Consider the following 25,839-nt stretch of genomic DNA (forward strand, 5'->3'; position numbering starts at 1 on the left):
TTTCTTAAGGGACGGGCCGCGAAAACACAACGTATCCGTTTCAATTCTCCCCGTCCGGGGCCTCGCGCGGGTGGAAGCGCCGGTGCACCTGCTTGACGCGGCTACGGCTCACGTGGGTGTAGATCTGCGTGGTGGTGATGTCGGAATGGCCCAGCATGGACTGCACGGCGCGCAGATCGGCGCCGCCCTCCAGCAGGTGCGTGGCGAAGGAGTGCCGCAGGGTGTGAGGGGTCACCCGGTGCTGCAGCCCCGCGCGCAAGGCATAGCCCCGCAAGAGCTTCCAGAATCCCTGCCGCGTGAGCGGCTTGCCCGAACGCGACAGGAACACGTAATCGCTGTAGCGGTCGCGCAGGAAGAGCGGACGCACGTCGCGCAGGTAGCGCTGGAGGCAATCGCGCGCATGGCGGCCGAAGGGGACCAGCCGCACCTTGGCGCCCTTTCCCCTGACCGTCAGGTAACTGCCGTCGAGGTTGACCTGCTGCAGCGTCAGGGAGACCAGTTCCGTGACCCGCAGCCCGCTGCCGTAGAGCAGCTCGAGCATGGCCCGGTCCCGCGCCCCCAGCGGCTTCGCCTCGTCCGGCTGTTCCAGGAGCGCGCGCATGTCCTCCGGCCCCAGGGTCTCGGGCAGGCGCCCGGCGGCGCCGCGGGACGAGAAGTCGGGCACCGGATCGGCGGCGATCACCTCTTCCTTCAGCAGGAAGCGGAAGAACCGCCGCATGCTGCCCAGCAGCCGCGTCACGGACAGCTCGCTCAGGCCGGCGCCGCGCACTTCGGCGATGTAGGCGCGCAAGTCCCACCGGGTGGCGCCGCCCCAGCCGGCCACGTTGCGTTTGGCGAGGAAATCCGCCAGGCGGTTCAGGTCGCGGCTGTAGGCCTCCAGGGTATTGGCCGACAGGCCCCGCTCCACCGCGGCCATCTCCAGGTACTGGTCCACGTGCCGGGTCAGCTCATCCGTCATGCCGCGGCTCCAACTCCCGGTGGAGCGCCTCGCGCAGCTCCCGCAGCCGGCCCTCGTCCAGGACCTTGCGGCCGTGCGCGTCCGCCACGTAGAAGACGTCGGCCACGCGGTCGACGTCGGTGGAGATCTTGGCCAGATGGATGGCGAAGGCCAGGTTCGAGAGCCAGTAGGTGATGGTGAAGAGGACGCCCGCGCGGTCCTCGGTGTAGACCTCGATGATGGTGAAGTCGTCGGAGGCTTCGTTGTCCCAGCGCACGTGGGTGGACGCCTTGACCACCGGCCTCAGCGCCAGGGAACGGCGCGAGCGGGCCACCAGTTCGGCGACGTCCACTTCGCCCCGCAGCACCCGTTTCAGGATCGCCTCCATGCGCGTCCACTTCTCCGGATCCATGACCACCTGGGCCTGGCCCTGGTGCGAGATCCGGAACACGTCGAGGATCAGCCCGTCGCCGCGCGTGTTGATGCGCGCGCTCAGCACGTTCAGCTCCATGGCCGCGAAGACGCCGGCGATGGACGCGAAGAGCCCGGCCTGGTCGCGCGCGCAGATGGCCACCTCGCTGTGGCCGTGCTCGGGATGATGGCGCACATCGGCCAGGAAGGGTTCGTCGCCGAGGCGCCGCAGGAGCCGGTAGTGGGACGGCATGGCCTCCTCGGGGGTGGTGAGGAAGTAGCGCCGGGGCATGGCGTCGATGAATTCCCGCCGCACCTCCTCCGAAGGATCCGCCGCGAGCCGCGCCAGCAGCCGGTCCTGGACGCGCCGCACCTTGAGATCGCGGTCGGGCGCGGGCGACTCGCCCTTCTCGCGCTCCTCCAGCACGTGCAGCGTCCGGTTGAAGAGCTGCTCCAGCAGCGAACCCTTCCAGTTGTTCCATACATCCGGCCCCACCGCCCGCATGTCCGAGTACGTGAGCAGGTACAGCGCCTTGAGGTTTTCCGCCCCGTCCATGGTGCCGGCCAGGTCCGCCACGGTCTTCTCGTCCTCGATGTCGCGGCGAAACGCCGTGCCGGTCAGGAGCAGGTGGTGAAGCACCAGGAACGACAACAGCTCCTGCTCGTCCTCGTTGAGGCCCATGCGCGCCGCGGCCGCCAGCGCCATGCGCCGGCCCCGCTCCGAGTGGTTGCCCCCCTGGCCCTTGCCGACATCGTGGAACAGGATCCCCAGGATCAGCACCTCCGGCCGCTCCGCCTCCCGGGCGAGCTGCGACAGCCGCGGCAGCGACTCCTCGAACTCTCCCGAGCGCAGCCGCTCGAACTCCTTCACCGCGCGCATGAGGTGCTGGTCCACGGTATAGATGTGATAGAGGTCGTGCAGCGCCATGCAGCGCACGCGTCCGAACTCGGGGATCAGGGCGTCGAGCACGCCGGTGCGGTGCATCTCCAGCAGCGTTTCGTAGATCCAGTCGCTGCCCCGCAGGATGTCGAGGAAACGCCGGTTGGCCTCGCGCGACGACGCCAGCGCCGCGCCAGCGGCCTCGGTCCGGGCGCGGATCAGCGCGCGCGAATCGTGCCCAAGTTCGAGGCGGTGCCGCTGCAGGTCCACGAAGATCTCCAGCAGTTCCTCCGGGCCGCTTCGGCCGTTACCCGGCGCCAGCGCCAGCGTGCCCCCGGTGACGCGCACGCCGGGGCGCAACTCGCGTCCCGGACGCACGCGCCGGCGCCGCGTGGGGTCGTGGTCCACCGCCCGGTGGATCACGAGCGACGACAGCCGGCTCACCTCCTCGGCGTGCCGGTAGTAGCTGCGCATGAAGGTCTCCACCTCGCTCAAGCGGGCCTCTCCGGTAAATCCCAGCCCGCGGGCTGCCTGCTCCTGGGACTCGAAGGTGAGGCGGTCCTGATGCCGGCCGGCCAGGAAATGCAGTTCGTTGCGCGTGCGCCACAGGAAGTCCCGCGCGCTCTCCAGCGTCGCCGCGTCGCGGTTGTCCAGCAGGCCGGCCTTGGGCAGGTCCTCGACGCGGCCGGCGCCGCACTTGGCGCGGGCCACCCACAAGGCGCCGTGAATGTCCCGCAGGCCACCCTGGCCCTCCTTGACGTCCGGCTCCAGCAGGAACACCGACTCGCCGTACTGCTGGTGGCGCCGGTGGTGTTCGGCCATCTTCTGTTGCACGAAGCTCTCCCCCGAGCCGCCGCCGAGCTGTCGTGACACCACCTGCTCCAGGTCCCGCGCCAGGCGCGCGTCGCCGCAGACGTAGCGCGCGTCCACCAGCGCCGTGCGGATGACATCGTCGTCGCGCGCGCGCCGCGCGCATTCCGTCACCGTGCGCGTGGCGTGGCCCACGGTAAGGCCGGCGTCCCACAAGGGATAGAGGATGCGCTCGGTGACGAACTCCACGTAACCGGCCGCGCGCCAGCCGTACAGGAACAGGATGTCGATGTCCGAACACGGGTTCAATTCACCCCTGCCGTAGCCTCCCTGGGCGACCACCGCGCAACGGCCGCGGAGGGCCGGAAAGCGCGTGCCGTGGTCCCTTTCCGCGTGCTCGAACAACCGTCCCAGGAGGCCGTCCATCATCGCCCCGCGCCGCCGCACCACCTCCGTGCCCGAGGCGCCGCCGCGATGCGCGGCCAGCAGGAGTTGCCGTCCACGGGCAACGTAGGCGCGCACGCCTTCCCCGGACTCCCCGCCTTCCAGGCATTCGTCCAGGAGCCCGCGCCAGGGAGACTCCCGCTCCGCGTCCACGCGGCCGGAGCCGGCCTCCGGCGCCGGGGTTTGCAACGTCATGGAACCTCCCTCTTGCGCAGTCCGTCGGCGTAGTTCCTTATGCCTCCCGATAATCCGTCGACGATGGCCTTGCGCATCTCCGGGCGCCGCAGCTCCCGCGCCTCGCGCCGGTTGCTCACGAAGAACAGTTCCGCCAGCGCCGCGGGCATGCGCGCCCCCACCAGCACGTAGAAGAGACCCTTCTTGACGCCCAGGTCCTTGGCGCGCGGATAGCGCGGACGGGTCTTCCTCACCAGCGAGGACTGCAGATGGCTCGCCAGGCTGATGGAATCCGGCAGGTATACGTTCAGCTTGAGGTCGCTCAGCATGATCTGCAGGTCCGTGAGGTTGCGGCGCGCGGTGCGGTTTTCCCGCGCCGCCAGCTTCAGGGTCGCCTCGTCGGTGGTCTTGTCCAGGTAGTAGGTCTCGAGCCCCCCGGCACGCCGGTTGGCGCTGGCATTGGAGTGGATCGAGAGAAACAGGTCCGCCTTCTCCCGGTTGGCTATGGCCGTGCGTTCCTTCAGCGGCACGAACACGTCCCGATTCCGGGTCAGCACGACGTCCACCCCCATCTCTTGCCGCAGCCGGGGCGCCAAGGTCCGTGCGACCCGCAGCACCACGTCTTTCTCCCGCAGGCCGCCGGCCCCGACGGCGCCCGGGTCCTTGCCCCCGTGGCCCGGATCCAGCACGATCTTCCGCACCGCGAGATGGCGGCGTCCGGCCCTGCCCGCGCGACGCTCCACGTCGATGACGATCCGATGCGGGTTGGCCATGAGCACGGCATCGTGAGTGCCGGGGTGCTTGAGGTCGAGGACCACGCGCGCGACGCCGGGCTTGAACTGATTGAGCCGGACCCGCCGCACCAGGCGGTCGTCGATGTCGACACGGGTCCGCCGCGTGCTCAGGCCGGTCGCGGCGAGGTCCAGGTAGATGCGCGGCGGAAGCCCCTTGGCCGGCACCGGCGCCAGGGTGTGGACGGAGTACTTGACCGGGTGGGTCACGTCGAGGATGACCCGCGTGTAATTCAGCCCGGAAAGATGGCGCACACGCGTCAGACGCGCCGCCGCGTCGGCCGCGACCGCCGGGAGGATGATGCAAAGCACGACCAGCAAGGACAGGAGACGCGCCAATCAGCCTTCCCTTCTGGCCTCCGTCACGAGCCCCTCCAGCAGGTTCAACGCCTCCAGCGGCGTGAGCCCGTTCACGTCGATGTCCTGGAGCTTCTCGCGCAGCCGTGCGTCACGATCACGCGGTTCATACAACGAGAGCTGAACGCCCTCCGTGGCGTGCTCGGCCCCCGCCAGCCGCGGCTGCCCCCAGGCGTTCAACTCCTCGCCCTCGAGATTCTTGAGGATCTCCTTGGCGCGCGTGATGAGCGAGCCCGGCAGCCCCGCCAGGCCGGCCACCTGGATGCCGTAGCTGCGACTCGCCGGACCCTCCTTCAGGGTGCGCAGGAAGATCACCTCCCCTTGCCATTCCTTGACCGCGAAGTTGAAGTTCTTCACGCGCTCGCGGGTGCGCGCCAGACCGGTAAGCTCGTGATAGTGGGTGGCGAACAGCGTGCGCGGCCGGTGCGGCGATTCGTGCAGGAACTCGGCCAGGGACCAGGCGATGGAGATACCGTCGAAGGTGCTGGTGCCGCGCCCCACCTCGTCCAGCAGGATCAGGCTCCGGGGCGTGGCCAGACGCAGGATGCGCGCCGTCTCCTTCATCTCCACCATGAACGTGGACTCCCCGGCCGCCAGCGCGTCGGTGGCGCCGAAGCGGGTGAAGAGACGGTCCACGAGGCCCACGTGGGCCGCGTCCGCGGGCACGAAGCTGCCCATCTGCGCCAGGATCACCACCAGCGCCACCTGCCGCATGTAGGTGGACTTGCCCGCCATGTTGGGGCCGGTAAGGAGCTTGATCTGGGTGCTCTCCGGGTCCATCTCGCAGTCGTTGGGGACGAAGGCGCCGCGCCCCAGCACCGCCTCCACCACCGGGTGGCGGGCCGCGCGCAGGGAGAATCTCAGGCTGGAGTCCACCCGAGGGCGCACGAAATGCCGGCTTACGGCGGTCTCCGCCAGCGCCGCCAGGGCGTCCAGTCGGGCCAGCGCCAGGCTCGTCTCCTTGAGGACGGCGTAGTGCGCGGCAATGCGCTCGATGAGTTCCTGGAAGATCCGCGCCTCGATCTTGAGAATCTCCTCGTCGGAGCCCAGTACCCGGGCCTCGTAGTCCTTGAGTTCCGGGGTGATGAAGCGCTCGCCGTTGGCCAGGGTCTGCTTGCGCATGTAGTTGTCCGGCACGTGGGCCAGATTGGCCTTGGTGACCTCGATATAGTAGCCGAAGACCTTGTTGTAGCGCACCTTGAGGGACTGGATGCCGGTACGCCTGCGCTCCTGGTGCTGCAGGTCGGAGATCCACCCCTTGGCGTTGCTGCGAACGGCGGTGAGGGAGTCCAGCTCGGGGTCGAATCCCGGGCGCACGTAGCCACCGCTTCGCGTGGTGGCGGGCGGCTCGTCCACCAGCGCCCGCTGCACCAGGTCCACCACCTCCGGCACGGAGTCGAGTTCCGCCCGGAGCGCCGCCAGGAGCTCGCTGGCGCACCCCTGGAGGGGGTCGCCTACGCTGTCAAGGGCACGCAGCGTGTCCTTGACGGCCGCGAGGTCCCGCGGTCCGGCCGTGCGCGCGGCGACGCGGCCGGCCAGGCGCTCCAGGTCCTGGACCCCACGCAGGGCGTCGCGCAGGCCCCGGCGCCGATCGGGATCCTCCACCAGTTCCTCCACGGCGTCCTGGCGGCGCCGGATGCCGCGCTCGTCGAGCAACGGATACAGGATCCACTTGCGCAGCTCGCGCGCCCCCATGGCCGTACGCGGGGGCTCCAGCAAGCCCAGCAGCGAGCCCCGGCGGCTGCCGTCGAAGCTCTGCAGCAGCTCGAGGTTGGCTTGGGCATGTTCGTCGAGCATGAGGAAATGCGCGGCCCGGTAGGGCTCCAGCACCGTGAGCACCGGCACCGAGCCGGGCGAGCGGTCCTCCAGGTAGGCTCGGACCGCCGCAGCCGCGCGTACGCCCAGGGGCCATTCGTCGGACGGACCGCCGTGCAGACCGGCGCCCTCCAGCTTGCGCACCGCGGCGGCCCCGAACCACTCGTCCGGACCCGCCGTGCAGTGCACCCCGGCGTAGTCCTCGCGCAGGCGCCGGTGTGCATCGGAGCCGGCCTCGGGGATGAGCAGCTCGCGCGGCTGGATGCGCTCGAGCTCGTTGGCGAGGGCGGCATAACCCGCCATCTGCGTGAAGCGGAACTCGCCCGTGGTGATGTCGGTGAAGGCGAGCCCGTATTCGTCACGGGACGCCGTCACCGCCACGAGGTAGTTGTTGACCCCCGCGTCGAGCCCCTCGCCCTCCGTGAGTGTGCCGGGGCTGATGACCTTGATCACCTCCCGCCGCACCACCCCCTTGGCGAGCTTCGGGTCCTCGGTCTGCTCGCACACCGCCACCTTGAATCCCGCGGACAGGAGCTTGCCGATGTAGGGAGTGGCGGCATGGTGCGGCACGCCGCACAGCGGCACGGCCGCGCCGTCATGGCGGCCGCGGCTGGTGAGCGCGATGTCCAGCACCTTGGACGCCCTCTCCGCATCCTCGAAGAACATCTCGTAGAAGTCCCCGAGCCGGAAGAACAGGATGGCGTCCTGGTGACGCTCCTTGATCTCCAGGTACTGATGCATCATGGGCGTGAGCCGTGTCCGCTCCATCATGTCCCCAGGAAACCCGGCGTAGTCGCGTCAGAGAGCCCCTGTTCGGTCCCTTGGGCTCAAGTCGTCCATCCGTTCTTCACCGAGACCACCGAGATGAACCGGCACCCGGTCGGGAAACGCCACCACCAGATCCAGACGCCCACCCATGGCCTCGATATAACCGCGCAACGTCGAGATCAGGAGGTCGCTGCGCTTCTCCATCTGCGCCACCGTGGACTGGCGGATGCCAAGGCACTCTGCAAGCTGGGACTGAGTCAGCGCCTTCGCCTTCCGCAGATCCTGAAGGGTCAGATACTGTTGATGCAGACGCTCAGTCTCTGCCTCGATCCGTTCGCGACGGTCGGGGGCGAGCCGCGACATCTTCTCCCTCAATGTCGTCCCCATCGTCCTCTCCTTTCCTCTTCGCCCGAACTCGGCCTCGCAAATCGCCAAGCAACGTGACGACCCAGAGCATGTACTAATATAGCATACGGCCTATATTGGGTTCAACCTATGTGGGGTTCCGCTCCACAGTGGTAGAGTAGCCGGTCCCGAGCCGAAGTCCGGGCGGAAACGTCGGGTGATCGTGGGGAATTGCGTGTTGCGCTCAAAAATGCGCGCAGCTATCCTTGACACTCGAAGGCGGCGGCTGACACCATGGTGGGCATGAACGGGCGGCAGTTCATCGCCAGGGTGCGCAAATGGGCGAGGGCTCGGAATCTGGCGGTTCGCTTCGTGGCGTCGGAAGGACCGGGATCGCACGGAACGCTCTACGCGGGCGATCGCAAGACGGCCGTCAAGGATCGAAAGAAGGAGATCGGCAAGGGGCTACTCGCCAGGATGCTCGCGGATCTCGGGATCGACAGGGACGAATTCTAGAATGGGCGTGTGCCGACGCTGTCTGGACATGGAGAACCGAACCGATGCCTGACACCTACAACTATCCCGCCGAGATCGATCGCGACGAGGATGGCCGCTATGTGGTCGCGTTTCCAGATTTTGGGTGGGGTGCGACCGACGGCGCGACCCGCGACGAGGCGCTGCTCGAAGCCCGTGACCTGCTTCGCGAGTTGATCGCGGCTACGATACGCGAGGGGAAGAACCTGCCGAAACCGTCGCGCGCTACCCGGCGCCGGCCGATCGTCGTACCGCCGGTGCCGATTGTACTGAAGGCGGCCCTCTACGAGGCGTTCCGCAAGGCCGGCGTGTCGAAACGCCGTCTCGCCCGCGACCTCGACGTCGCCGAGAGCGAAGTGCGGCGCATGCTGAATCCGGATCATGTCACCAAGGCGGCCACCATCGACCGCGCCTTGCGCCGGTTGGGGAAGCGTGTCAGCGTGACCGTCGGCGAGGCTGCGTGATCCGCTTCACCGCCGCCACCAACGCGGCCGCCGTCTGCAGCCCGACACCCGGGATCGCCATCAGCCACTGGCACGCCTCTAATCGCTGCGCCAAGCCGAGTCCGTGCATGAAACGGCAGATGGCGCCAGAAATATTCGCTGGCAGGAAGCGGTTATGGAAAGGCTCTTATCATCGTCCAACGTGGCGGTAGAACACCACCGCTTCTCCGGATATTGGCTCCAGTCGACGCAAGTAACCCGCTGAGGGTGTGGATTGTTTTTCATGCGGTCGGGCTCTTTGCGGCGAGGGCATCAGTCTTGAAGTTGTGCTACTCGAGTCTCAACACCACTGGACAGTGATCGCTCAAGCGTTCGCGATTTCGGTCCGCGTATTCAGGTGCGTCATCGTGGCCAAGCCCCAGCTTCTCAAACTTGACGGTCGCGAATGACTGCAAGAGTGCGTTGTCCGCAACAATCAAATCGATATGCTCCTCAAACCTCTTCTTATGACTTGGCCAACATACCGAGTCCGAGTCCTCAGGCCCTTTCGACAGGTCGAGACCGCCTGGAGTCCCGTCATTCAACTCGGCCCAAAAATCCTCGTGGCGCGTTGGATTGCGATAAAACCTATTAAGGCGGCGGTTGAAATCGCCCGCTACCACCACGTGGCGGCCAAGAGCGTGCTTTACTTCGATCCAGTTCTCCAAGATCGCCAACTGCGCCTTCAGCGTCCTGCAATCAAATCGCGATCCGAAAGGCTTCTTATTGACGAAATGCTGATCCTCAACATCACGCAACGAATACTGGTGGCAGGAGGACTTCAAATGGACGTTGAGAAAGGAGATCTTGCGTCCCTCATGCTCGAATTCGATCTGCATGGCGGCCCTAGTCGGCCGAATGCTCTCAGCGGTCCTGTCGCTCGTCAGTTCGATATGCTGAAGAGCAAAGGCCGATACGGTCTTCACATCTGGAAGCTCCGGAAAGGTAACTTTGGAGACGGCGAGAGCCGTGAAGATGTCCCTTTCTTTGGGCGGTCGTGCTTCGTCGCCCGGCACATATCGATCGGACACGATCAAATGATAGTTGGCGGACGAAAAGATCCGTTCAAGCGCCGCTGGTGACCCGATTTCCTGTAGCGCGACCACGTCTGCGTCGAGCCGCTCCGCTGTTGCGGCCAACCGTGCGTAGTCGGCGTCCTCGCGAGCAACGGACCTGTTTCTGAGCGATACTCCCGTTTCATGGTGCAGGTTTGCGATATTCCATGTTGCAAACGTTATGCCATCAACAGCGGTTTGGGTGAGAAACCCAATGGTGCCAGAAATCAAGAAGGCGCAAATTGCATGTTTCACAGGGTATCCTTTCCGTCCACCTTGAAGCGACATTTGTAGGTAGTTCTTGCGGCCATGACGAGCGTCCTTTAGTAGCGAGCACTGTACTTGAGGCAACTCTATTCGGTCAACGCAGCTCTCGCCGAAGAGTCCGTTCGCGATCATCCTGCCCGGAGAGCCTGACGGTGCCGAATACCCCAGCGGTGCCGCCACGGCGGACTCTGGAACGCTCTGTATCCCGGCCGACCGGACACCCTTGGCTCTGCAGCCGGCCGTCGAAGTCCGGCGCAGGCCGGCAGATGGCCATCGCGAGTGCGGCATGTCTCCCAGCCCGTCGTCACCAGTCGGGCGCGACGTCGTCCGATCACCGAAGTCCTCGAAAATTCGGAATTCGTCTAGACACCCCCTCTCGTGGCGTCCAGATAGGCTTGGACCGCTCCGAATCCCATTCCCGAGGTCCATCACCATGTCCGGAAGAACGTTCGGTTTATGATTGATCGGGAGGAGCCGATTCGATGTCCAAACGAAAGCAGCCCACCCCGGACGCTCCATCGGGCCTCGCCGCTCTGAGGGGTCTTGCGGAACTGACGAGAGGCATCACCGACATGAAGATCGAGAGACTCCACGAGCTCGACCTGGATATCGATCTCGATGGGCTCGACGGGCTCAAAGGGATCGGCGGACGATGCGGACGCTACAGATCGTTTCCTGTTCTCATACCTTGCGCCGCTGGCCCAGGAGGTAGTCTACCAGGAGGTACTGTCCCAGACGGTCGGGACGGGTGTAGAAGGCGCGGCCCTTGTTGAGGCGGGTCATCTCGTCGACGAAGCCCTTGAGGACCGGGCTGTCGTCGAGCATGAAAGTGTTGATGGTGATGCCGCGCTGGGTGACCCGCTTGGCCTCCTTGAGGGTTTCCTCGGCGGCGCGCTGGCTGATGCCGCCGAAGCTCAGGGGCCACTCGCAATAGAGCCGGCCCTGCCGGCAGTAGGCCGTGGGCTGGCCGTCGGTGATGACGATGATCTGCTGGTTGCGGGTGGAGCTGCGCTTCTTGAGCAGGTCGATGGCGAGATGGAGCCCGTCCTGCAGGTTGGTGAAGGGGTCGCCCATGTTCCAGGTGGCTTCCGGCAGGTCCTTGGCCTTGAGCTCCACCGCGCGGGTGAAGAAGCCGACGATGCCGAAATAGTCCTGGGGATACTTGGAGCGGCACAGGGACTCCATGGCCAGGGCCACCTTCTTGGCGGCGGCGAAACGGCCGTCCCAGCTCATGGACCAGCTCATGTCCAGCAGGAGCACGGTGGCGGCGCGGGTCGAGTACTCCGATTCGAGCACGCGGAAATCCGCCGGGTCGAGCTTGAGCGGCAGCGTCGCGTCCCGGCGCAGGGTGCTCTTCAAGGTCTCCATCAGGTTCAGGTTGAGAGGGTCGCCGGACACGTACGGCTTGCTCGACTCCGGCACCGGTTCCTGGGAGCCGTGCCGGGCGATCTGGTGCCGCCCGGCGGCGTCGCGCGCGAGTTGCTTGTAGATGTCGCGCAGGGCGATCTGGCCGATGCGCCGGACGCCGCGCGGCGTCAGCTCGAAGTGGTCGCCCTTGTCGACCACGTAGCCGCCCTCTTCCAGCGCCGACTCGAGGCGCATGACCCCTTCGTAGTCCTCCTGGGCCTGCGGGCCGAGGAGGCTGTTCAGCAGGTCCATGTCCACGTCCTTGGGACGGCTGCTGGAGAGCTGGCCCTCGAGCTTCTGCAACCCCTCCATCTTCTCCTGCAACTCCGAGGCCTCCTCGAAGTTCAACGATTCCTGGCCCCTGAAGAGGTTTCCTTCACGTCGAATGTAGTTTTCCAGCCGGCGGATCTTGTCAAGCTGGGAGAGGATCTCCTCGAAGTCCTTGCGCGCCTCGGCGTTCTCGAAGCTGTAGCTCGCGAGCCGCTCGATGGCGTCGCTCAGCTTGGGGGGCAGATGCTGCAGGAACTCGTCCTTCTGCTGCGCCTGGGCCCGGTCCTCGCTCTCCTTCAGGGTCTGGCGCTCGCGGTTGACGATGTCCTGGAGCATTTCCTGGATTTCGTCCAGGGCGGAACGGATCTGGTACTGCTCGTACATGCGGCGCTTTTCCCGCGCCACCTGGGACAGCAGGTCGTCGAGGCCCGGCACCCGCTCCTCGTCCTCGCCCATGCCCCGCTGCATCATGCGGCGCATGGACTGCTGCAGGTCGCCGGTCTCGTCGAGGTGCTCGTTGAGCTGGTCGAAGACGTCGTCGGGCCGGAGCGACCTGTCCTCAAAGCCGTTCCAGCGGCTGTAGCGGGCGTGATGGATCATCGTGCGTCTACCACGGTCGTCATCACTTGCCGTACGTAATGCGACCTCCCGCGGCCTCCTTGTTGAGCTTCTGATGCAGGTGCAGGCCCTCCAGCACCAGCTCCGTGGCCGAGGCCAGGAGACCGGGCGAGTCGATGTCGCCCAACGAGCGAATGGCCTCCTCCAGCCCGGGGATCGCCTTGATGCCCTCGAGGTAGTCCTCGGAGCGCATGTCGTCGGAGACTTCCACGCCCCAGCCCGTGTTGAAGTACTCGATGATCTCCTGGAGCGCGTTGACGTCGAAACGGCTGTCGAAAGTCTTGAGGATGGCCCGGTTGAGCAGCCGTTCGATGAGCTCCTCCTCGTTCTTCTCCTCGCCCACGTACTCCACCTCGATCTTGCCGCTGGTGGAAGGAAGCACCGCGTGGAGGTCGCTCACCCGCGGCACGATGGTGTTCTCGCCCACCCGCAGGGCGCGCTTCTCGGCGTTGCTCACCATGCTCTCGTAGTTGTTGATGCTGATGCGCACGCTCACGCCCGAGGACTGGTTGATCTCGCTGGAGTTGCGCGCCTCGAAGGTGAGGTGGCCCAGGACCTCCTTCATGAAGTCCGGGATCACCACCTGGTGGCTGCGTCCGTCCAGGGGCGCCGACTCCTGCTCCATGATGTCGATCTCGTGCTCCACCTCGCGCGGATAGTGGGTGCGGATCTGGACGTCGAAGCGGTCCTTGAGGGGCGTGATGATGCGCCCGCGGCTGGTGTAGTCCTCGGGGTTGGCGCTGGCGACGATGACCACGTCCAGGGGCAGGCGGATCTTGTAGCCCTTGATCTGGACGTCCTTCTCCTCCATGAGGTTGAACAGGCCCACCTGGACCTTTTCGGTCAGGTCCGGCAGCTCGTTCACGGCGAAGATGCCCCGGTTGGTGCGCGGCACCAGGCCGTAGTGGATGGTCTCCTCGTCGGCCAGGTAACGCCCTTCCGCCACCTTGATGGGATCGATCTCGCCGATGAGGTCGGCGATGGACACGTCCGGGGTGGCCAGCTTCTCGCCGTAGCGCAGGTCCCGGCCGATCCACTCCACCTCCAGGTCGTCGCCCTGCTCCGCCAAGCGCCGCCGGCACGGCGCACAGATCACCTGGAAGGGGTCGCAGTTGATCTCGCAACCCTTGACCCTGGGAATCTTCTCGTCCAGCAACTGCGTCAGGCCGCGGATGATGCGCGATTTCGCCTGGCCCCGCTCCCCGAGAAAGACCATGTGGTGACCCGACAGGATCGCGTTCTCGATCTCCGGAAGAACGGTCTCTTCATAACCCACGATACCCGGCAGGAGTCGCTGCCCCGACCTGAGAAGCTCCATGAGATTGTGGCGCATCTCGTCGCGCACCGTGCGCACGGCCATGCCGCTACGTTTCAATTCGCCGAGGGTGTTGATGGAATCCACTCCGTTACCTCCTGCCAATCCGTAGGTCCTGTTGTCTGTTGCCTTGGGGAGCGAGAGGGACGCGCGCCCGAACGCTATCGCGCTAGCCGCCGCTCTCGATGTCGGCGCTCTGGTTGACCCGCAGCCGCAGCTCCTTGCCGACCTTGAAGAACGGCACTCTCTTGGACGACACCGAGACGACTTCTCCGGTCTTCGGGTTGCGGCCGTCGCGAGCCCGGCGGTGCTTTACCACGAAGCTGCCGAAGCCGCGAATCTCGATCCTCTCCTCTCGCCGCAGGGCGGTGATCAGCGAGTCGAAGACGGTGTTGACGATCACCTCCGCATCGAAACGCGACAGGTGGGGAAACCGGTCGTTGATCTCTTCGATGAGGTCGCGCTTGGTCATGGGTTCCCTGACAGCGTGTCCCGCGAAGCCTACCGCTTGTTGCGCTCCCGGCCGCGTCCGCCACGGCCTTCGCGATCCAGCTTCAACTCCTCGTTCAGGATGGTCTCGAAAGAGAACCGGCCGGCCTCCTTCTCGCGCTGCAGATAACTCTCGAGCTCCTCCCGTTCCTCGGAACGCTTGAGGGCACGGATGCTGAGACCGATCTTGTGCTCCTGGACGTCGATGTTGACGATTTCGGCCTCCACCTCGTCTCCCACCTGGTAGAGGCTCGAGGGCTTGTCGACGTGCTCGGTGCTGAGCTGCGAGACGTGGATCAACCCCTCCACCCCCTCGGCGATGCGCACGAAGACGCCGAAATCGAGCACCCGGACGATTTCGCCCTGGATCCGGGAGCCGACGGGGTGCTCATTGATCACCTGCTCCCACGGGTCCATGGTCAACTGCTTGATGCCCAGCGAGAACCGCTCGACCTGCGGGTCGACGCCGAGCACCTTGGCCTCGACGATATCGCCCTTCTTGTAGAGCTCCGAGGGATGCTTGATCTTCTTGGTCCAGTCGAGGTCGGAGATGTGGATCAACCCGTCGATGCCCTCTTCGACGCCCACGAAGACACCGAAGTCGGTGATGTTCCGCACCGGCCCCTGGATGACGCTGCCCTCGGGATACTTCTCCTTGGCCAGGAACCACGGGTTGGGCAACACCTGGCGCAGGCCCAGCGATATGCGCCGCCGTCCGGGGTCGACGTTGAGCACCATGGCCTCCACCGTCTCGCCCGCCTGGACCACCTTGGAGGGATGGGACAGCTTCTTCGCCCAGGACATCTCCGATACGTGGATGAGCCCCTCGACCCCTTTCTCCAGCTCGACGAAGGCGCCGTAGTCGGTCAGGCCCACCACCTTGCCGGTGATCTTCGAGTCCACCGGGTACTTTTCCGCCACCGCCTCCCAGGGGTCCGGCGTGATCTGCTTCATTCCCAGGGAAATCCGCTCGCGCTCCTTGTCGAACTTGAGCACCACGATCCGGATGGTCTCCCCGATGCCGAGGAGGTCGCTGGGATGGTTGACCCGGCCCCACGACATGTCGGTGATGTGCAGGATCCCGTCGATGCCGCCCACGTCCACGAACGCGCCGTAGTCCGTGATGTTCTTGACGACGCCTTCCAGGATCACGCCCTCGTCCAGGACCGCCAGGGTCTCCTTCTTGAGCACCTCGCGTTCCTGCTCCAGCAGCATCTTGCGCGACACCACCACGTTGTCGCGCATGCGGTTGTACTTGAGAATCGTGAACCGGTCCCGCTTGCCCACGAACTGGTCGAGGTTCCGCGTCGGGCGAATGTCCACGTGCGAGCCGGGAAGGAATCCGTCCACCCCCAGGTCCACCTTGAAGCCGCCCTTGACCCGCGCCACGATGGTGCCCTCGATGGGGATGGCCTGCTCGTAGGCCTTCTCGATCCGGTCCCAGACCTTGATGCTCTCGGCCTTCTGGCGCGAGAGCACGATCTCGCCCCTGTCCCCTTCCGGGGACTCGAAGAACACGTCCACGTCGTCCCCCACCGCCACCTGCAAGGCGCCGTCGCGATCCTGGAACTCCTGCACGGGAATCCGGCCCTCGGTCTTGTAGCCCACGTCCACCACCACGTGGGTGGGGTTGACGTCGACGATCCTGCCGCTCACCACCCCGCCAGGCTGCACCGCCTGGAGACTCTCCTCGAACAGGGACCGAAAGTCATCCTCGGCGGGCGCTGCCTCCTGGCCGTACGCCGTCTCCTCGCTCGCAGGAGCCTGCTGGTTCTGCGACGTCTCCTCGTTCTTGTTCTCCTCGCCTTCCGTCATGAAACAATTCTCCCATTCTCATTGGATTTCTTCTTGACTTCCTGCAGCACCCGCTCCACCACCGCCTCCACCGGCAACGACGTCGAATCGATGAGCACCGCGTCGTCCGCCCGGCGCAACGGCGCCACCGCGCGCCCCTTGTCGCGACGGTCCCGGCGCACCACGTCCGCCAGCGTCTCTTCCAGCGTCAGGCCCGGTTCTTTCGCCGCAAGCTCCCTGAAGCGCCGGCGCGCGCGCGTTTCCGGGGAAGCGTCCAGGTAGACCTTGACCTCGGCCTCCGGGAAAACCACGGTGCCCATGTCGCGCCCTTCCGCGACCACGGCGCCGCCCTGCCCCATGGCGCGCTGCAACTCGGCCATGCGCTTGCGCACCACGCCCAGGCCGGAAACCTTGGACGCCATCTGTCCCACCTCGGCGGTGCGGATGGCGCCGCTCACGTCCACGCCGTCGAGCATCACCGACGGCGCTCCCGCATCCGCGCCCAGGTCCACCGCGGTGTTCCGCAAAATACTGCCCAAAGCTGCCTCGTCGCCGGGATCCGCCCCATGGCGCATGACCTTCCATGCCAGCGCCCGATACATGGCCCCCGTGTCCATATAGCGGTATCCCAAACGCTTCGCCACGGCCTTCGCGACGGTGCTCTTACCCGCGCCGGCCGGGCCGTCGATGGCCACGATCAACTATCCTAACCTCCCCGGGCAGCAGGCACAAACGGTGCGCCGCCCCCCGAACTCGGATTTCTCCTTCAGCCACGGAGCTTCTCCAGGCTCTCGAAGAAGCCGGGGAAAGAGACCTTCACGCAGTCCTCCCCCGCCAGCCGTATCCCGCCCGCGGCCGAGAGGCCGGCCACGGACAGAGCCATGGCCACCCGATGGTCGCCGTGGCTTTCCACCGAAGCCGCCTCGAGCGAGCCGCCTCCCTCGATGGCGACGTCGTCACCGCGCACCTCCATCCGCGCGCCCATCCTGGAAAGCTCGCGGGCCATGGTGGCGATGCGGTCGGACTCCTTGAAGCGCAGTTCGCCCACGTCGCGGAAGAGCGTGGTTCCCTGGGCCAAGGCGGCGGCGACGAACAGCACCGGGTACTCGTCGATGGTCCGGGGCGCAAGCTCGGGCGCGACTTCCGTGCCCGTGAGCGTCCCGCCGCGCACGCGGATATCCGCCACCGGCTCGCCGGCCTCCTCGCGCCGCCCGGTCAGCTCGATGTCCGCGCCCATGGCCCGCAGCACGTCGATGACGCCGCTGCGGGTGGCGTTGCAGCCCACGCCGCGCACCGTCACGTCGGAACCCAGGATCGTGGCGGCGGCCACCACCAGGAACGCGGCCGAGGAAATGTCCCCCGGCACCGTGAGGCGCGTTCCCGAAAGCTCCTGTCCGCCCGGCACCACCACCGCGCGACCGACGCTCTCCACCCTGGCGCCGAAACCGCGGAGCATGATCTCGGTGTGGTCGCGGGAGCGGTAAGGCTCCTCGAGATGCGTCTCGCCCCGGGCCTGCAGGCCCGCCAGCAGCACCGCGGACTTGACCTGGGCGCTGGCCACGGGCGACGCGTATTCGATGCCGTGGAGCGCCCCGCCGTGTATACCGAGCGGCGCGCATCCTTCACGGTCGGACATCCGCGCTCCCATGCGCGTGAGCGGCTCCGTCACCCGCTTCATCGGACGCGTGCGCAACGAGCCGTCGCCGTCCAGGGTGACCGCGAAGGGCCGGCCCGCCAGCACCCCCGCCAGAAGGCGCATGGTGGTGCCGGAATTGCCGCAGTCGATGGTCTCCCGCGGCGCCTGCAACCCGTCCCAACCCCTGCCTTCGATGCACAGAGCGCCGTCCTCGCGCCGGAACGCGACGCCCATGCGCCGGAATGCCGACACGGTGCTGGAGTTGTCGGCGCCGGCGGACATGTTGTGGATGCGCGTCTCTCCCCGCGCCAAGGCGCCCAGGATCACGGCACGGTGTCCGATGGACTTGTCTCCCGGCACTTCCAGCGCGCCCCGGAGCGGGCGCGAAGCCTGTTCCACCCGTACCATGCCTACGCCATCCTCTTGCGCGTCTCCAGCGCCCGTTCCAGCTCCCGCTCCAGTCCCGGCCCGTCGCTCCGCTCGACGCAATCCGCGAAGCGATCGATGGCCCGGGCGAATTCCCGCAGCCCCTTGAGCACCGGCTCCCGGTTGAGAAGACAGATGTCGCGCCACAATTCCGGACGCCCGGCGGCGATGCGGGTGGTGTCCTTGAACCCGGAGCCGCAGTATTCCGCAAGGTCCAGCGAGTCGATCCGGGTACGGTCCAGGACGTTCACCAGCGCGGACGCCGCGACGTGGGGAAGATGGCTCACCACGCCCAGGATCCGGTCGTGGCGCGCGGCGTCCATCATCTCCACCCTCGAGCCGACGGCGCGCCAGAACGCGCGCAGCTTCTTCACCGCGGCGGCGTCGCTCTTCCCTGTCGGCGTGATGATGCAGCGCCGCCGGACGAAGAGGTCGGCCCTTGCCGCGTCCGGGCCCCACTGATCGCTGCCGGCGATGGGATGCGCGCCGACGAACGGCGGGCCGCCCTTCAGCAACCGCTCCATGTCCGCCACCACCCGGCGCTTGACGCTGCCGACGTCGCTGATGAGACAGCGCGGGTCTAGCCGCGGCAGGAACGACCGGGTCAAGGGCGCGATGGCACTCACCGGCGTTGCCAGAACGAGGAAGTCGGCGTCCTCGGGAAACTTCCTGGCGTGCAGGAAGTAGCCGTCGAGAATGCCGATCCTCCTGGCCCGCCGCAGGGTCTTCTCGTTGCGGCCGTACCCCACGACCCGCTCCACCAGCCCGCGCTCCCTGGCGGCCAGCGCCAGCGAGCCGCCGATCAGCCCCACGCCCGCGATCACCAGGGTGCGGAACATCAGCCGGCGCCTCCGTTCCCCGCCCGGATCTCCGACAAGGCGTCGAGGAACCGCCGGTTCTCGTCCGCTGTCCCCACGGTCACGCGCACGTGTTCGGGAAACTCGGGGCCCACGGGGCGCACGATGACGCCGCGGCGCAACAGCTCCTCGTACACGCGCGCCGGGTCGCCGGTGCGCACCAGCATGAAGTTGGCGTGGCTCGGCACCCACTCGACCCCGCGGGCCGTCAACTCCTCGGTCAGGTACGTCAGCCCCTGCCGGTTGACCTCGATGCTGCGTTGCAGGTGCGCGGCGTCGTCCAGCGCCGCGGTGGCCGCCCACTGGGCCGCGGCATTGACGTTGAAGGGCTCCCGCACCTGGTTCATGACGGCGACGATATCCGGGTGGGCGATGCCATAGCCCACACGCAAGCCCGCCAGGCCGTAGGCCTTGGAGAAGGTCCGCAGGGTCAGGAGCGAGCGGTCCTCCCGGTGATAGCGCAGCGAGTCCGGATAGTCCGGGTCGTTGGCGTACTCGAAATAGGCCTCGTCCGCCACCACCAGCACGTCGGGGCCCACCCGTTCGAGAAAGTCCTCCCACTCGGGCCGCCGGTAGATGGTGCCGGTGGGGTTGTTGGGATTGGCCAGGAAGACGCAGCGCGTCTCGGGCGTCAGCGCCTGCGCCATGCTCTCGAGGTCGAAACCGTAGTCCTTCAGCGGTACGGTGCGCACGGCCGCGCCCATGGCGGCGAGGGCGAGGCCGTAGGCCACGAAGCTGCCGCGGGACATCAGGGCCTCGTCGCCCGGGCGCAGGAACGTCCGCACCGCGAGATCGATCAGCTCGTTGGAGCCGTTGCCGAAGACGAGCCGCTCCGGCGCCACGTTCAGTCTGGCCGCCAACGCGTGCCGCAGGTGGAAGCAGTCGCCGTCGGGATAGAGGTGCAGTTCCTCCAGGTGCTCCCGCAAGGCCGCCAGGGCCTTGGGCGACGGTCCCAGCGGGTTCTCGTTGGAGGCGAGCTTGGCCGAGCCCTGGATGCCGTACTCCCGTTCCACCTCGTCGATGGGCTTGCCGGGCACGTAGGGCACGATGCGCCGGATATAGTCCGGAACCTTGTCGGTGATGCTCATAGGCTTTGGGGATACGACCCGAGGACCTTCAGGAAGACACAGCTTTGGCCGAGCTGCTCCAGCGCCTTCTCCACGTGTTCCTCCTGCCGGTGGCCCTGGAAGTCGATGAAGAAAACGTACTCCCACGCTTTCCGGCGCGAAGGCCGGGACTCGATCTTGGTGAGGTTGATGCCGTGCCCGGCGAAGGGCGCGAGCATTTCATGCAGCACGCCCACGCGGTCCTTGGCGGCGAAGACGATGCTGGTCTTGTCCTCCCCCGTGGGCGAAGGAGGGTCGTCGCCGATGACGTAGAAGCGGGTCATGTTGTCCTGGTTGTCGGCGATGTTGGCCTGGACGATCTTGAGCCCGTAGACGTCGCCCGCCAGACGGCTGGCCACCGCCGCCACCTGCCGGTCCGCCCGCGCTTCCCTGGCCGCCTGGGCCGTACTCGCCACCGCCTCGACCGAAGCGTTCGCGTGGTGCGCCCCCAGCCAGCGGCGGCACTGGCCCAGGGCATGGGAGTGGGACAGGATGCGGCGCACGTCGGCGGCGCGCCCCGAGCGCGACAGGAGGCACAGCTCGATGTCGATGCTGACCTCGCCGCAGATCTGCACGTCCGAGTCCTGGAGCAGGTCCAGGGTGTGGGTCACCACCCCCTCGGTGGAGTTCTCCACCGGCACCACGCCGTAGTCGACGTTGCCGGCGCCCACTTCGCGGAAGACGTCGGCGATGGTGGGCTCGGGCCGGTAGCGCACGGTGCTGCCGAAGTGGCGCTGCGCGGCCATGTGGGTGAAGGTCGCCTCGGGACCGAAGAACGCCACCTTCATCTGCGCTTCGATGCCGCGGCAGGCGGACAGCACCTCGCGGAAAACCGCGCGCACCGACGCCGGCGGCAACGGCCCGTGATTGGCCTCGCTGACCCGCCGGTACACCTCGCGCTCGCGGCTGGCCACGTAGACGCGTTCTCTGTTCAAATTCTTGTACTGCCCTATCTTCAGGGCGAGAGATGCTCTCTCGTTGAGAAGCGCTACAATCCTGGAATCAACTCGGTCGATCTTTTTCCGGAGGGCATCTAGCGATTCTCGGCGGCTCAATGAAAACCTCGAGGGGAAGGATTCGGGACGGAAACCGCTACGTTAGCCCAAGAGCCGGGCAATTGCAAATCAGCGGCGGCTTCGCGCTCGTCGATGGCGAACGGCAATCATGATACCGTGGTCGCGAGCGGCGACCTTCCATGCAACGACAGACCCAGGCTTATCTCTACGCCGGCGCCACGGTGCTTTGCTGGTCCACGGTGGCGACGGCGTTCAAGCTTTCCCTGCGCCACGTGACCGCCGACGCGCTGGTGTTCTACTCCTCTCTGGTTTCCGCCGGCGTGCTGTTGTGCATCAGCCTCGCCACCGGACGGCTCGGACAGCTCCGGGAGTGGCGCCCACGAGACCTGCGCACCTCCCTGGTCCTGGGCTTCCTGAACCCCTTTCTCTATTACGTCGTGCTCTTTCGCGCCTATGACCTCCTGCCCGCCCAGGAAGCGCTCACGCTGAACTTCACCTGGCCCGTGGTGCTGGCGCTTTTCTCCATCCTCCTGCTGGGGCAGCCCATCAGCCTTCGCGCCGTCCTGGCCATGGGCATCAGCTTCTCCGGCGTGGCCGTCATCGCCACCCGCGGCGACCTGCTCGGCCTCGACCTCGCCAACCCGCGGGGCGTGGCCCTGGCCCTCGGCAGCACGCTGATCTGGACGTTCTACTGGATCTATGGGGTCAAGGACCGGCGCGATCCGGTGACGCGCCTGCTGGTCAACTTCGTGTTCGGATGCCTTTTCTCGGGAGGCTTTCTGTGGCTCTCCGGCTCCATGGAGGTGCCCACACCACGGGGCCTCGTGGGCGCCGCCTACATCGGCACGTTCGAGATGGGCGTCGCCTTCGTCGCCTGGCTCCAGGCGCTCAAGCTCTCACGCACCACCGCACAAGTGGGACAACTGATCTACCTCACGCCCTTCCTCTCGCTGCTGGTCATCGCGTTCGTCGTGGGAGAACCCATCTACCCGAGCACGCTGGCCGGGCTGGCGTTGATCATCGGCGGAATCGTCCTGCAGCGCCGGAGCGGCTGACCGGGATCTCTACTTCATCAGCGGAAACGACCAGGGGCTCATCTCTTCCGCGGTGCGGCCCAGCGCGTCCCAGTCCTGCAGGTGGTCCCAGGCGTGCTCCCCTGCCTCCTGGGCCTGCGCCCGCAGCGCTTCCATGTCCACCCCGGGAATCTCGCCGTCCTCCACCCGCACCACGCCGTCGACAATGACCATCCGCACGTCGTCGCCGATGCCGCACTCGACCATGCTCTTGATGGGATCACGCACCGGGCCGTAGCGCAGGGTGCCGCGCCCGGAAATGTCGACGATGATGATGTCCGCGCGGGCTCCCGGAGCCAGCCGCCCGAGGTCGTCGCGCCCCAGCGCCCGGGCGCCCCCCAGGGTGGCGGCCTCGAAGACATCGGCGGCGCTGGCCGCGTGCAGGTTGCGTCCGATGACCTTGCCGAAGTAGGAGGCGATGCGCATCTGCATCATGAAATCGCGCGGATAGGTATCGCTGCCCAGGGCGATGTTCACTCCGGCCTTGCGGTAGCGCTCCCAGGAGTCGAGGCAGCGGCCGCGGCGGGCGATGTTCACCGGGCAGTGGGAGATGGACACGCCGTGTTCGCCCATGATCTCCAGGTCCCGGCCGCCCGCGAAGTTCATCTGCGGGTTCTCGGCCACCAGGTTGCCGTGGCCGATGGTGACGTCCGGGCCCAGAAGCCCGATGGACTCCAGCAGTTCCACCGGGCTCATGCGGTGCTCCATTACGAGTTCGAAGAACTCGATGAAGTTGTAGGCCGCGTGGATCGAAATCGGCACCTTCAGCTCGTCCGCCGCCTTCCGGGTGGCCCGCAGCAGGTCCACCGTGCAGCTCTCGGACTCCCGTGGGATGAGGATCCCCCGCACCCGGTCGCCGCAACTGCCGTCGACGCGCTTGATGAAGTCCACGGCGCCTTCGAACTCCCGCCAGCCCCCCGCCTCATCCAGCGCGCGCTTGAGGCGGCCCTGGTCGTCCGCCACCCAGCGGCCGGAATCGAACCCCGGTCCCAGGTAGGCCCGCGCCCCGAGCCGTTCCACCTCCTTGAGGAGCCCCTCCTGGACCCGGAGCTGGCTGCCGATCTCCATGAACGTGGTGACGCCGTTGCGCAGCAGATCGGCCACCGTGAAGGTCGCGTGCAGGTCGGTGCCCTCGGTGGCGCCGGCCTGGTCCGGCCGGGTGTACCGCGGATCCCCGGTCGGCCGCTTCCCCTCCCGCGGCACGCTGATCTCCAGGAAAGGCTGGCCGAAGTAGTCCGGCCGCCCGGTGTCGGTGATGAGCCGGTGGGACGCGCGGTGCCCGCCGTGGACGTGCATGTCGATGAACCCCGGCGCCACCACCATGCCGCCGGCGTCGATCTCGCGGTCCACGGCACCGTCGAAACCAGCGCCCACGTGCACGATGCTCCGGCCCTCGAACACCACCACGCCGTCGCGCCAAAGCGTATGATGGCCGTCCTCATGGCCGACGATCCAACCCCCGCGAATCAACGTACGCATGTCACGCCTCCGTCATGGATGCTCTGACAACTTCTGCGTCCTTCGACTTCGCTTCGCTACGCTCAGGACGAACGGTGAAGGCTGGCCGATCATTTTTCCGTTCGTCCTGAGCGTAGCGAAGCGAAGTCGAAGGACGCCATCCCAACTAATCGGAGTTCCCCTAACTAACCAGGCTCTTCCCCGAAGGGCAGCTCAGTTCCGAGCCCCTTCTCCCGCGCCAAGCCGTAGATCCAACTGGCGACGCCCACGTCGAGGATACCCATGCCCGGAGACTCGTAGAGGATGATCTCGTCGTCGCTCCGACGGCCGGGCTTCTTGCCGGCGACCACGTCGCAGAACTCGGCGGCCACATCATCCCGGCTGAACTTTCCACTGGCCAGCAGCGACGGAAACGGCTTGCGCGGCGGGCTGTCGCCCAGCACCTGGTCCGTGCCGGAGAGGAACACCCGAGACCCTTTCACCGTGGCCTCGTCGAACTCGCCCGGCGCCAGTGACATGACCAGGGCGCCGGGCTCGAGCCAGCTTCCTTCGAACACGATGGTGTTGCCCGAGGTGGCCAGCAGCATGATGTCGGTGTTGCGCACGGCCTCCCGGCCCGACTCCACCGCCACCACCTCGATGCCCAGTGCCGCCGTCATCTCGTCGCAGAAACGGCGCCGGTTGTCAGCGCTGCGGCTGTAGGCCTTGATGCGGCGGATGTCGCGCACCGAGCAGCACGCCTGCACGAAGCCCTTGGCGTAGCGCCCGGTTCCGATGACGCCGATGGTTTGCGCATCCGTCCGCGCCAGGTACTTGGCCGCCACCCCGTAGGGAGACGCGGTGCGAATGGCGTGCAGGTGGTAGTCCGAGATGATGGCCACCATCTCCATGTCCTTCCAGTCGAACAGGCAGATGACCTCCGAGCGGTTGGTGCCGTGGTATCCGGAGTAGACCCGCACCGCCGCGTAGCCCAGCTCCGGCACCATGCCCGGCAGGATGCGGATGTTGTGCCAGAGATGGCCCGGGTGGTCCGGGTGCTCCATGGTCAGCCGCTTGAGATGGAACGTGCTGCCCTCGGACTGCTGGCGCAGCACCTCCTCGATGACCGCGACCGCTTCGCCGCAGGCGTTGCGGCCCTCGATGGCCTTGAGGACGTCTTCTTCCGTCAGAAAGAGCATGATGGCGTGGTGCGGCGGCGCGTGGACGGTCAATCGATGCCGTAGAGCCGGGCAGCGTTGCCTCCCAGGACCGCCTCCTTCTGCGCCTGGGTGAGATCGTCCCGCTCGATCAGTTCGTCGATCTCATGCCGGCACGACGCAGCATCGAAGACCTCGTGAGGAAAATCGCTGGCGAACAGGAACGGCTCGGCGCCGGCCTGCTGCACGGCGAAGGCCAGCCCGGCGTCGTCGCAGTCGAAACCGACGAAGATGCGCCCCTCCCGGACGTGGCGTTTGAAATGCTCGCTGGCCTTCTCTCCCGGCGCGGGACCGGGCACCGGGTTGCCCGCCAGGTCGATCTGCAGGTGCCCCTCGTTGTAGGAACGGTCGAGCCTGTCCATGAAGAACGGCACCCAGGTGGCGCCTCCTTCGAGAAACGCCACCCGCAAACCCGGAAAGCGCTCGAAGATCCCGTGGCTCAGCATCGCCGCCGCCTGCACCATGATCCCGAAGGGATGGCCCAGAGCATGCACCGGGTAGTAGACGCTGAAACCGTCGAGGCCCAGATGATGGTGCGCGCCGCCGTGCACGGTGAGGCAGCAGCCGAGCTTTTCCGCCTCCTCGTAGATGGGCCAGTAAGCCTTGGCGCCCAGGTGGCCCTTGATCCCCTCGCCGTTGGACGGCAGCATGGCGCCGACCATGCCGAGCTCCCGGACGCAGCGCCGCAGCTCCTCCACCGCGGCCTCCTCGTCCTGGATCGGGATGAGGCCGACGCCCTTGAGGCGCGGCGTGACGCTGGTGAAACGATCGTGCAGCCAGTTGTTGTAGGCGCGGCAGGCCGCGATCGCCCACTCCACCGAGACGATGCGGCCGAACCCCAGACCGGCGCTGGGGTAGAGCACGCTCCAGGCGATGCCGGTCTCGTCGATGAACGCCAGCCACTCCTCCGGGCCGGGAGCGGTCTTCATGCTGCCGCCGACGTACTTGGGCACGCGGTTCTTCATCAGGTAGCGGAAGTGAAGGTGGTCGAAGACCGGAAACATCTGGCTGAACTGGTTCCCCTTGGGCATGTACCTGGCGATCTCATCGCCGAAGAAATAGTCGTTGACGTGGCCGTCCGCGTCGTTGATGGTCGGCATCAAGCGTC

General features: G+C 66.7%; 21 protein-coding genes. 3 read left to right on the forward strand and 18 right to left on the reverse strand.

The genetic code is table 11. The features are described from left to right. Positions 1-40 precede the first annotated feature (40 nt). The 5 genes from xerD to OXU42_05045 are packed head-to-tail and all read right to left on the reverse strand — an operon-like array spanning position 41 to position 7,774. Positions 41-958, reverse strand: coding sequence for a site-specific tyrosine recombinase XerD (xerD, locus tag OXU42_05025; GenBank protein ID MDE0028752.1), 918 nt, complete (start codon positions 956-958; stop codon positions 41-43). Continuing rightward, complete coding sequence (gene glnD, locus OXU42_05030; protein MDE0028753.1) at positions 948-3,677, reverse strand: [protein-PII] uridylyltransferase; 2,730 nt, start codon at positions 3,675-3,677, stop codon at positions 948-950. Before glnD ends, xerD begins: the two co-directional genes overlap by 11 nt. Further along, complete coding sequence (locus tag OXU42_05035; protein MDE0028754.1) at positions 3,674-4,786, reverse strand: N-acetylmuramoyl-L-alanine amidase; 1,113 nt, start codon at positions 4,784-4,786, stop codon at positions 3,674-3,676. The genes glnD and OXU42_05035 overlap by 4 nt, the downstream gene beginning before the upstream one ends. Further along, on the reverse strand, positions 4,787-7,390 hold the full coding sequence (gene mutS / locus OXU42_05040; GenBank protein ID MDE0028755.1) for a DNA mismatch repair protein MutS: 2,604 nt from the start codon (positions 7,388-7,390) through the stop codon (positions 4,787-4,789). 27 nt (positions 7,391-7,417) lie between these two features. Next, positions 7,418-7,774, reverse strand: a complete 357-nt coding sequence (locus OXU42_05045; protein MDE0028756.1) for an XRE family transcriptional regulator — start codon at positions 7,772-7,774, stop codon at positions 7,418-7,420. Between the two features lie 252 nt (positions 7,775-8,026). Between OXU42_05045 and OXU42_05050 the strand changes: the two genes are divergently transcribed. Further along, a complete protein-coding gene (locus OXU42_05050; GenBank protein ID MDE0028757.1) occupies positions 8,027-8,248 on the forward strand; it encodes a hypothetical protein in 222 nt (73 codons plus the stop codon). A gap of 44 nt (positions 8,249-8,292) precedes the next feature. Further along, positions 8,293-8,730, forward strand: a complete 438-nt coding sequence (locus tag OXU42_05055; GenBank protein ID MDE0028758.1) for a type II toxin-antitoxin system HicB family antitoxin — start codon at positions 8,293-8,295, stop codon at positions 8,728-8,730. A gap of 308 nt (positions 8,731-9,038) precedes the next feature. On the opposite strand, the gene OXU42_05060 is transcribed toward OXU42_05055, so the two are convergent. From OXU42_05060 to pheA, 10 genes are all read right to left on the reverse strand, one after another. After that, on the reverse strand, positions 9,039-10,250 hold the full coding sequence (locus OXU42_05060) for an endonuclease/exonuclease/phosphatase family protein (protein ID MDE0028759.1): 1,212 nt from the start codon (positions 10,248-10,250) through the stop codon (positions 9,039-9,041). Between the two features lie 501 nt (positions 10,251-10,751). After that, positions 10,752-12,347 carry a VWA domain-containing protein gene (locus tag OXU42_05065; GenBank protein ID MDE0028760.1) on the reverse strand — a complete coding sequence of 532 codons (1,596 nt, stop codon included), beginning with the start codon at positions 12,345-12,347 and terminating at the stop codon, positions 10,752-10,754. Positions 12,348-12,369: 22 nt separating this feature from the next. Beyond that, positions 12,370-13,767, reverse strand: coding sequence for a magnesium chelatase (locus OXU42_05070; protein MDE0028761.1), 1,398 nt, complete (start codon positions 13,765-13,767; stop codon positions 12,370-12,372). A gap of 82 nt (positions 13,768-13,849) precedes the next feature. Beyond that, positions 13,850-14,152, reverse strand: a complete 303-nt coding sequence (locus tag OXU42_05075) for an integration host factor subunit beta (GenBank protein ID MDE0028762.1) — start codon at positions 14,150-14,152, stop codon at positions 13,850-13,852. Positions 14,153-14,181: 29 nt separating this feature from the next. After that, positions 14,182-15,984, reverse strand: a complete 1,803-nt coding sequence (locus tag OXU42_05080; protein MDE0028763.1) for a 30S ribosomal protein S1 — start codon at positions 15,982-15,984, stop codon at positions 14,182-14,184. Beyond that, a complete protein-coding gene (gene cmk, locus OXU42_05085; protein MDE0028764.1) occupies positions 15,981-16,664 on the reverse strand; it encodes a (d)CMP kinase in 684 nt (227 codons plus the stop codon). The genes OXU42_05080 and cmk overlap by 4 nt, the downstream gene beginning before the upstream one ends. 65 nt (positions 16,665-16,729) lie before the next feature. After that, a complete protein-coding gene (gene aroA / locus OXU42_05090; GenBank protein ID MDE0028765.1) occupies positions 16,730-18,007 on the reverse strand; it encodes a 3-phosphoshikimate 1-carboxyvinyltransferase in 1,278 nt (425 codons plus the stop codon). A gap of 2 nt (positions 18,008-18,009) precedes the next feature. Beyond that, positions 18,010-18,864, reverse strand: coding sequence for a prephenate dehydrogenase/arogenate dehydrogenase family protein (locus OXU42_05095; protein ID MDE0028766.1), 855 nt, complete (start codon positions 18,862-18,864; stop codon positions 18,010-18,012). Beyond that, positions 18,864-19,970: a histidinol-phosphate transaminase gene (hisC, locus tag OXU42_05100; protein MDE0028767.1), complete on the reverse strand. Its 1,107-nt coding sequence runs from the start codon at positions 19,968-19,970 to the stop codon at positions 18,864-18,866. The genes OXU42_05095 and hisC overlap by 1 nt, the downstream gene beginning before the upstream one ends. Next, positions 19,967-21,043, reverse strand: a complete 1,077-nt coding sequence (gene pheA, locus OXU42_05105; protein MDE0028768.1) for a prephenate dehydratase — start codon at positions 21,041-21,043, stop codon at positions 19,967-19,969. Before pheA ends, hisC begins: the two co-directional genes overlap by 4 nt. Positions 21,044-21,183: 140 nt before the next feature. On the opposite strand from pheA, the gene OXU42_05110 reads away from it, so the two are divergent. Then, positions 21,184-22,059: a DMT family transporter gene (locus tag OXU42_05110; GenBank protein ID MDE0028769.1), complete on the forward strand. Its 876-nt coding sequence runs from the start codon at positions 21,184-21,186 to the stop codon at positions 22,057-22,059. A gap of 9 nt (positions 22,060-22,068) precedes the next feature. On the opposite strand, the gene OXU42_05115 is transcribed toward OXU42_05110, so the two are convergent. The 3 genes from OXU42_05115 to OXU42_05125 form a co-directional block, all read right to left on the reverse strand. After that, a complete protein-coding gene (locus OXU42_05115; protein MDE0028770.1) occupies positions 22,069-23,556 on the reverse strand; it encodes a chlorohydrolase family protein in 1,488 nt (495 codons plus the stop codon). Between the two features lie 164 nt (positions 23,557-23,720). Continuing rightward, positions 23,721-24,713 carry an ornithine cyclodeaminase family protein gene (locus OXU42_05120; protein ID MDE0028771.1) on the reverse strand — a complete coding sequence of 331 codons (993 nt, stop codon included), beginning with the start codon at positions 24,711-24,713 and terminating at the stop codon, positions 23,721-23,723. A gap of 29 nt (positions 24,714-24,742) precedes the next feature. After that, entirely contained in the window at positions 24,743-25,831 is a 1,089-nt protein-coding gene (locus OXU42_05125) for an amidohydrolase family protein (protein ID MDE0028772.1), read from the reverse strand. Between the last annotated feature and the right edge of the window lie 8 nt (positions 25,832-25,839).

The sequence above is a fragment of the Deltaproteobacteria bacterium genome (genome assembly GCA_028818775.1).
Lineage (GTDB): Bacteria > Desulfobacterota > Binatia > UBA9968 > JAJDTQ01 > JAJDTQ01.

What these genes read in the sequence shown, in the direction of transcription:
- OXU42_05125 (MDE0028772.1), bottom strand. Translation starts at nt 25,831, where the DNA reads ATGCCGACCATCAACGACGCGGACGGCCACGTCAACGACTATTTCTTC.
- OXU42_05075 (MDE0028762.1), bottom strand. Translation starts at nt 14,152, where the DNA reads ATGACCAAGCGCGACCTCATCGAAGAGATCAACGACCGGTTTCCCCAC.
- OXU42_05080 (MDE0028763.1), bottom strand. Translation starts at nt 15,984, where the DNA reads ATGACGGAAGGCGAGGAGAACAAGAACGAGGAGACGTCGCAGAACCAG.
- OXU42_05110 (MDE0028769.1), top strand. Translation starts at nt 21,184, where the DNA reads ATGCAACGACAGACCCAGGCTTATCTCTACGCCGGCGCCACGGTGCTT.
- mutS (MDE0028755.1), bottom strand. Translation starts at nt 7,390, where the DNA reads ATGATGGAGCGGACACGGCTCACGCCCATGATGCATCAGTACCTGGAG.
- OXU42_05050 (MDE0028757.1), top strand. Translation starts at nt 8,027, where the DNA reads ATGGTGGGCATGAACGGGCGGCAGTTCATCGCCAGGGTGCGCAAATGG.
- aroA (MDE0028765.1), bottom strand. Translation starts at nt 18,007, where the DNA reads ATGGTACGGGTGGAACAGGCTTCGCGCCCGCTCCGGGGCGCGCTGGAA.
- OXU42_05095 (MDE0028766.1), bottom strand. Translation starts at nt 18,864, where the DNA reads ATGTTCCGCACCCTGGTGATCGCGGGCGTGGGGCTGATCGGCGGCTCG.
- xerD (MDE0028752.1), bottom strand. Translation starts at nt 958, where the DNA reads ATGACGGATGAGCTGACCCGGCACGTGGACCAGTACCTGGAGATGGCC.
- OXU42_05115 (MDE0028770.1), bottom strand. Translation starts at nt 23,556, where the DNA reads ATGCGTACGTTGATTCGCGGGGGTTGGATCGTCGGCCATGAGGACGGC.
- OXU42_05120 (MDE0028771.1), bottom strand. Translation starts at nt 24,713, where the DNA reads ATGCTCTTTCTGACGGAAGAAGACGTCCTCAAGGCCATCGAGGGCCGC.
- OXU42_05055 (MDE0028758.1), top strand. Translation starts at nt 8,293, where the DNA reads ATGCCTGACACCTACAACTATCCCGCCGAGATCGATCGCGACGAGGAT.
- OXU42_05065 (MDE0028760.1), bottom strand. Translation starts at nt 12,347, where the DNA reads ATGATCCATCACGCCCGCTACAGCCGCTGGAACGGCTTTGAGGACAGG.
- glnD (MDE0028753.1), bottom strand. Translation starts at nt 3,677, where the DNA reads ATGACGTTGCAAACCCCGGCGCCGGAGGCCGGCTCCGGCCGCGTGGAC.
- hisC (MDE0028767.1), bottom strand. Translation starts at nt 19,970, where the DNA reads ATGAGCATCACCGACAAGGTTCCGGACTATATCCGGCGCATCGTGCCC.
- OXU42_05045 (MDE0028756.1), bottom strand. Translation starts at nt 7,774, where the DNA reads ATGGGGACGACATTGAGGGAGAAGATGTCGCGGCTCGCCCCCGACCGT.